The organism is Candidatus Cloacimonadota bacterium (assembly GCA_011372345.1).
GTDB lineage: Bacteria > Cloacimonadota > Cloacimonadia > Cloacimonadales > TCS61 > DRTC01.
In genome coordinates this window covers 1-5,934 of record DRTC01000119.1, presented here as the reverse complement: position 1 = coordinate 5,934, position 5,934 = coordinate 1, and the positions used below count along the sequence as shown (strand labels likewise).

6 protein-coding genes are annotated in these 5,934 nt (G+C 35.8%); all 6 read left to right on the top strand.

The window, feature by feature from the left end; all coding sequences use genetic code 11:
* Window positions 1-1,243: hypothetical protein (locus ENL20_02225; protein ID HHE37371.1), on the top strand; the 1,243-nt coding region annotated here is incomplete at its 5' end.
* A gap of 15 nt (window positions 1,244-1,258) precedes the next feature.
* Window positions 1,259-2,218, top strand: coding sequence for an NAD-dependent epimerase/dehydratase family protein (locus ENL20_02220; protein ID HHE37370.1), 960 nt, complete (start codon window positions 1,259-1,261; stop codon window positions 2,216-2,218).
* 11 nt (window positions 2,219-2,229) lie between these two features.
* Window positions 2,230-3,336 (top strand): DegT/DnrJ/EryC1/StrS family aminotransferase, encoded by a 1,107-nt coding sequence (locus ENL20_02215; protein ID HHE37369.1) that lies wholly within the window; start codon window positions 2,230-2,232, stop codon window positions 3,334-3,336.
* Window positions 3,337-3,381: 45 nt separating this feature from the next.
* On the top strand, window positions 3,382-4,164 hold the full coding sequence (locus tag ENL20_02210) for an electron transfer flavoprotein subunit beta/FixA family protein (GenBank protein HHE37368.1): 783 nt from the start codon (window positions 3,382-3,384) through the stop codon (window positions 4,162-4,164).
* A gap of 233 nt (window positions 4,165-4,397) precedes the next feature.
* Window positions 4,398-5,189 (top strand): prolipoprotein diacylglyceryl transferase, encoded by a 792-nt coding sequence (locus ENL20_02205; protein HHE37367.1) that lies wholly within the window; start codon window positions 4,398-4,400, stop codon window positions 5,187-5,189.
* On the top strand, window positions 5,173-5,814 hold the full coding sequence (locus tag ENL20_02200; protein ID HHE37366.1) for a hypothetical protein: 642 nt from the start codon (window positions 5,173-5,175) through the stop codon (window positions 5,812-5,814). The genes ENL20_02205 and ENL20_02200 overlap by 17 nt, the downstream gene beginning before the upstream one ends.
* The last annotated feature ends 120 nt before the right edge of the window (window positions 5,815-5,934 follow it).

Genomic DNA, 5,934 nt, shown 5'->3' with positions numbered 1-5,934 from the left:
TGTTCCTATGTATAGTATTTCTGTTGTAGGGGCTGTAAGAAATCCTGGAGTTTATCAGTTACCACCGACAAGCAGAATTTCACAGGCAATTAAACGAGCGAATTTCATCCCTGAAATCGAAACGGAGAACCAAATTCAAACACCTTTATCCTTTACTCCTTCAAAAAGAAATATTGTCCTCAAAAGGGGTGATAAAGAAATCAATCTCGACATGGAGAAATACTACATTCTAGGAGAAGAAAAGAATAATCCTTATATCAAAGATGGCGACATTGTTGTTGTTCCTGCACTGAAGAAGCAGGTTACAATCGGTGGTGCGATCAACAATCCGGGATCTATTGAACTTGTTGAAGGAGATAAAATAAGCGACATTATTGCTCTTGCTTTAGGATTGAAAAAAGATGCATATCTAGAGGAAGCTGAAATCGTTCGTTTCAAAGAAAACAGTATCGATACTGAGATCATTGCTTTCAATTTAAAAGGAATTATCAAAGATCCTCATAATCAGGAAGATCTATTGTTACAAGACGATGATAGAATATACATTCGGTCCATTCCTGATTTTCATGAGAAAAAATATATCAGAATTTTTGGCGAAGTAAAATTCCCGGGGATTTATGCCATCGAAGAAAATAAAACTACTTTGCTCGAAATAATGGATAAATGCGGAGGAATTACTGAAAACTCAGATTTAGCAAATGCTTTTATTCAGAGAAAAAGGAGAGAAGATATTGTCGATCCTGAATTTGAACGACTTAAATTAATGCTTGTCCAGGATATGAGTGAATTGGAGTATGAATATTTCAAAACGAAATCCAGAGAGTTGCGAGGAAAATTCTCGGTTGCTTTTGAGAAACTTTGTCGTGATAAAGATGAAAACCTGGATGTTGTTTTAAAAAATAATGATTATATCTATTTCCCGAGTAAAACAGTCACTGTTTCGGTTTCCGGTCAGGTTAAAAATCCAGGATTAATTACATATCTTCCTGAAAAAAATTATTTATACTACATTGAGCAAGCTGGTGGTTTCTCATGGAATCCCCGTAAAAGTAAGATCAGAATAATCAGGGCAAAATCCGGTGAATGGCTTAAACCGGATAAAGATACGATTGTAGAAGTTGGTGATATGATTTTTGTCCCGGAAAAACCGGATTTCGATTATTGGGAATTTTTCAAAGACTTCATGGCTGTCTCAGCGCAAATCGCTACAGTTTTTATTGTTATTAAAAATGCGACCCAGTAAAATCAAGGAGTTAAAATGAAAATATTAATTACAGGTGGAGCGGGATTTATCGGTTCACATCTCGCAGAAAAATTATTAAAAGAAGGAAATGAAATTTCGGTTATCGATAATCTCTCTACAGGTAGATTTTCCAATATCAGACACTTAGTTAAGAATCAAAATTTTAAATACACGATCAATTCCGTTTTGAACAGGGATATTCTACAAAAATTGATCTCCGAAGCCGAACAGGTTTATCATCTTGCTGCTGCAGTCGGTGTTAAATACATCATTGATAATCCCCTGCTGTCATTAAAAACGAATATTGCGGGAACGGAAAATGTCCTTGAATTTGCTAATAAATTTAAAAAAAAGGTTCTGGTTGCTTCGACTTCCGAGATTTATGGAAAAGCAAACAAAGTTCCGTTTAAAGAAGAAGATGACAGGTTACTCGGTTCTACTCATATTTCTCGTTGGAGCTACAGTTCTGCCAAAGCGATCGATGAATTTTTATCTCTAGCTTATTATCGTGAGAAAAAACTTCCGGTTGTGATCGTTAGATGTTTTAATACGGTCGGTCCGCGACAAACCGGACAGTATGGGATGGTAATTCCGAAATTCGTGAAAAGCGCTCTTCTGAACCATCCGATCACTGTTTTTGGAGACGGAAAGCAGTCCCGCTGTTTTACGGATATCGAAGATGTTGTCGGTGGTTTGATAAAACTCATGAATGAGAAAAAAGCTGAAGGTCAGATCTTTAATATCGGCAGCAGCGAAGAAATAACGATCGAAGAACTTGCTCATAAAATCAAAAAATTAACTAAAAGCCGCTCCAAAATTGAGTTTATCAAATATGAAGATGCTTATGAAGAAGGCTTTGAAGATATGATCAGAAGAGCTCCGGATCTGACAAAAATTAAAAATATGATCGGGTATAAAACCAAGTATAATTTGGACAAAATTTTAGAAAAAGTTATTAATTATTTCGAAGAATAATAAGGAGTTTTATGAATGTACCTCTTTTAGATCTAAACGCACAATATGATGCCCTTTTAGACGATATCAGGAAAGAATTTGAAAAAGTATTTGCATCTCATAAATACATTTTAGGACCGCAGGTAAAAGAATTGGAAGAAAAGATTTCGGTTTATTGCGAAGCAAAATATGCCATCGGTTGTGCTTCCGGAACCGACGCTCTTGTTTTAGCATTAAAAGCACTCGAAATCGAAAAAGACGATGAAGTTATCACTACTCCATTCACTTTTTTTGCAACTGCCGGTTCGATCCATCGCGTGGGAGCAAATCCGGTTTTTGCCGACATCGATCCGGAAACTTTCAATATCGACGCTGATCAGATCGAAGCCGTGATCACTTCCAAAACCAAAGCTATTATGGTCGTTCATCTTTTCGGACAACCGGCTGACATGGATAAGATCACTGCTATTGCTCGAAAAAATGATCTTCCTATAATTGAAGATAATGCTCAAGGGATTGGAGCAAGATTCGATAACAAGGTTGCCGGCACGATCGGAGATATCGGAACTTTATCCTTTTTCCCGAGTAAAAATTTAGGTGCGATGGGCGACGGCGGAATGTGTCTGACCAATGATGAAAAATTAGCTGAAAAATTAAAACAACTTCGTGTGCATGGAGAAAATCCCAGATATTTCCATAAATGGGTGGGATTGAACAGCCGTCTCGATACTCTCCAGGCAGCAGTTCTGCTGACCAAACTTCCGCATCTGGAAAGCTGGTCTGAAGCGCGTCGACAGAATGCAAAATATTATTATGAAAATATGAATGACATTCCACAGATCAAACTTCCAGTCATTCATAAGAAAGCAAAAAGTATTTATAATCAATTCACACTCATTGCTGAAAATAGAGATGAACTTCAAAATTTTTTAAGGGAAAAAAATATCGGATGTGCCGTTTATTATCCGAAACCATTGCATATCCAGGAATGTTTTTCTTATCTCAATTATAAAGAAGGTGATTTACCGGTTTCCGAAGAAATGTCAAAAAAAGTTATTTCAATTCCGATCTATTCAGAAATATCAAAAAAACAGCAGGATTATGTGATCGAAACTATTAAAGAGTTTTATCTGAAATAAATTTGCCAAATTTTTAAAATTTGGCAAATTTTCTCTCGAGGAAATATGAATATAATCGTCTGTATAAAACAAGTTCCTGATACAACCGACATCAAAATCGATCCCACCACAAACACTTTGATCAGAGAAGGCGTAGCAAGCATTCTCAATCCTTTTGATCTTTATGCGATCGAAGAAGCGATCAGGATCAAAGAAAAATATGGTGGAAAAATAACTGCAATAAGTATGGGACCACCGCAAGTCGAATCTGCTCTGCGGGAAGCGGTTTCTATCGGAGTCGATGAAATCGTCTTACTGACAGACAGAAAATTTGCCGGAGCCGATACCTGGGCAACAAGTTTGAGCCTGGCAGAAGCGATCAAAAAAATCGGTGAATTTGATCTGATCTTTTTCGGTCAAATGGCAATCGACGGAGATACAGCCCAAGTTGGTCCCGGAGTCGCAACTCATCTGCAAATCCCGCAAACCTGTTTCGTAAAAAAAATCGAGCAGATCGAAAATAACAAAATTATCGTACAACGGTTGATGGAAGACGGATATGACAGGATTGAGATGACACTTCCTGCAGCATTAACAGTTGTGAAAGAAATCAATATTCCAAGACTTCCTTCTCTGCGGGGAAAACGAAACGCCAAAAAAGCTGAACTCAAAATCTGGACTGCTAATGATCTTGGATTAAATGAAAATGATATTGGTTTGAACGGTTCTCCCACACAAGTTGTAAAGATCTTCTCCCCGGAAATTAAAAAAGAGGGAGAAAAGTATGAACTTCCTCCGGATGAATTAGTGGACATCATTTATAATAAACTGAAAGAACTGGGTAAATGATTTTCTAGACCTTACGGATGGTTGAGCTTTAATCTTGACATTCTTTCAAAAATCAAGATTAAGAAACCTCCGTAATGGTCGGTATTTTCATCTTCAACCATTGCGAAGGTCTGCGACCATTCGCAAGATTTTTTATTTATGAATGAACCCGAATTAGTTTTCAAGAATTTCATATCGAAAAATATTAGATTACCAAAATCCCCTTTTTAAAGAGGAATTTTAAAAAAAATTAAATGCTGAAATATCCTGACATAAATCCAACTATTGTAAATCTTGGTTTCCTCGAAATCCGCTGGTACGGCTTTTTGTATATAGTCGGATTTGTCGTTGGCTATATTTTCCTAAAAAAACTCTTCACTCAAAAAAAAGTTTTCCTCAAAAAAGAAGAATACGAAAACCTGCTCTTCCAGATCATGCTGGGTGTTGTTATCGGAGGTCGGCTCGGTTATGTTCTTTTCTACAAACTCTCTTACTACTTTTATCATCCTCTGCATATTTTCGCAGTCTGGGAAGGAGGAATGTCCTTTCACGGAGGTGCAGTCGGAGTCATTATTGCAGGTCTTATTTTCAGTAAAAAACATAACTATAATTTTTATCGTCTGGCAGATCCGACCATGCCGTTAGTTGCGATTGGATTAGGTTTGGGAAGGATCGGAAATTTCATCAATGCTGAACTTTATGGTCGTGTAACTAATCTTCCATGGGGAATGGTCTTCCCGAATTCTGATGGCTTACCTCGTCATCCGTCACAACTTTATGAAGCATTTCTGGAAGGTTTTCTTTTATTCTTTATCACATTTATAATCCTGAAAAAAATAAATAAATCCGGAATTGTTTTCTGGTCATTTATCGGTTTTTACGGACTTTTCCGGTTTTTAGTAGAGTTCGTTCGTGAACCTGATGAACATCTCGGTTTTCTCATCGGTTTTATGACCATGGGACAGATATTAAGTTCGATCATGTTTATTTTCAGCGTAATTGCGATTTTTCTGTTAATGACCAAGAAAGATGAAAATCCTTCTTAAAGCTTTTTTTTTTGTTATTATCCTCTTTGTATGGAGTTGTGCATCTTTCCCGATCGACGACTATTCCAAAAAAGAAAAACTTCTTTTAAATCATCTTGAAAGCTGGAAAAATTTTCGGATCGACGGCATTATCGGATTAAATTACAAAAGTTTTTCTTTCAGGAAAAATGTCTCGATCAGAAAGAACGAAGAAGCTTTCAGGATGGATATTTTTGATTCCGGAATTATGGGAATGCATCCGACTCCTTTCATCACAGTTTATATGGATACAACCATCGTTTTAAGACTGCCTTTCCAAACCGAAGAAAATATACTCGATTCTCTTTTTGAAAAAGAAAAATTACCGGATTTTGCAAAAATATTTGATGTCCAAAAACTGATAAATAATAAAGAAGAAATCATTAAATCTAAAAACTATGAAAATGAGAATTATTCACTAATTTTTTCCGAAAAAATGTTACTTGAAAAGATCGTTTTCACTAATCCTGATTCTTATGTAATTCTGGAATACAACAGAAATTATGAGCTTTCGGATATTTCATTTTTTTATGATAAAAAAAATATTTCTACCATTCAAATTGACAAAATATCTCATCAGAGAATTGAGATAAAGAGGATAGAGTAGTTGAATTAGTTGAATTAGTTGAATTAGTTGAATTAGTTGAATTAGTTGAATTAGTTGAATTAGTTGAATTAGTTGAATTAGTTGAATTAGTTGAATTAGTTGAATTAGTTGAATTAGTTG

What these genes read in the sequence shown, in the direction of transcription:
- ENL20_02220 (HHE37370.1), top strand. Translation starts at nt 1,259, where the DNA reads ATGAAAATATTAATTACAGGTGGAGCGGGATTTATCGGTTCACATCTC.
- ENL20_02215 (HHE37369.1), top strand. Translation starts at nt 2,230, where the DNA reads ATGAATGTACCTCTTTTAGATCTAAACGCACAATATGATGCCCTTTTA.
- ENL20_02210 (HHE37368.1), top strand. Translation starts at nt 3,382, where the DNA reads ATGAATATAATCGTCTGTATAAAACAAGTTCCTGATACAACCGACATC.
- ENL20_02205 (HHE37367.1), top strand. Translation starts at nt 4,398, where the DNA reads ATGCTGAAATATCCTGACATAAATCCAACTATTGTAAATCTTGGTTTC.
- ENL20_02200 (HHE37366.1), top strand. Translation starts at nt 5,173, where the DNA reads ATGAAAATCCTTCTTAAAGCTTTTTTTTTTGTTATTATCCTCTTTGTA.